2 protein-coding genes are annotated in these 677 nt (G+C 47.1%); both read right to left on the bottom strand.

All coding sequences use genetic code 11. The features are described from left to right. Positions 1–391, bottom strand: a 391-nt coding sequence (locus R7Q11_RS26685; protein ID WP_263857206.1) for an SPFH domain-containing protein, incomplete at its 3' end; no start/stop codon positions are given. Between the two features lie 9 nt (positions 392–400). Continuing rightward, positions 401–677 (bottom strand): NfeD family protein (locus R7Q11_RS26680; RefSeq protein WP_225467056.1); only part of this gene is annotated, 277 nt, incomplete at its 5' end.

Genomic DNA, 677 nt, shown 5'->3' with positions numbered 1-677 from the left:
CGGATAGCAGTTCATCCAACTCGTGTTGGCCCAGCACTGATCGCAGCGTTGTTTGTGCTAACTGGCTGGTGGCATCGCTGTAACTTTCAATATTGTTGATTGCCATTTGTGGGTCAACCACGCGAAAATACACCACCGCGTTAACGCGCACAGAGACGTTATCTTTGGTGATCAAATCTTGTGTTGGTACATCCAGCACAATGGTTCGTAAATCAACACGCACCATTTGTTGGATGAAAGGAATCAAAATGATCAAGCCTGGGCCTTTTACTTCTTGAAATCGCCCCAGAAAGAACACAACGCCTCGTTCGTACTCGCGCAGAACCTTAAACATTTGTGTCGCTAATGCGAACAGCAGCACCACGATCACAGCAACAGTGTAGAGCATCATAAACGCCTCCTATTCTTTAGGGCGGTCATTGGGCTTCACCGTTAAGGTTAGCCCTTTAACATGAACAATGGTGACCGATTCACCTTGTTTGAGTTCTTGATCTTGTTCGGTTTTCGCTTGCCAAAAAGCACCTTCAAACTGCACGCGGCCTTGTCCGTCGATGAAGTCGTCACTCACAATGGCATGTTTACCGGGGTAGGTCTCTAAACCTGTGGTGACGCCTTTTCCTCGAATCCTGAGTAAGAAACCAATAGTGAGAAGAATCAACGCGATAGAGAAAATGGCG

Source organism: Vibrio sp. 970 (assembly GCF_033339075.1).
This window is presented reverse-complemented; position numbering and strand designations above follow the sequence as displayed.